Here is a 205-nt window from a genome sequence, read left to right on the forward strand (position 1 = left end):
TCCATTTCCGGGGCCTTAGCTCAGCTGGGAGAGCGCCTGCCTTGCACGCAGGAGGTCAGCGGTTCGATCCCGCTAGGCNAATTCATTCTTTTTACTTTGTTCCTTGAAAACTAGATAATAGATAGAAGGCAATTAATTTTTTTCAAAGCATCTGTAAGACTTTTTTAACGGTTAAGTTAGAAAGGGCGCACGGTGGATGCCTTGG

This window comes from Peribacillus muralis (assembly GCF_001439925.1).
GTDB lineage: Bacteria > Bacillota > Bacilli > Bacillales > DSM-1321 > Peribacillus > Peribacillus muralis.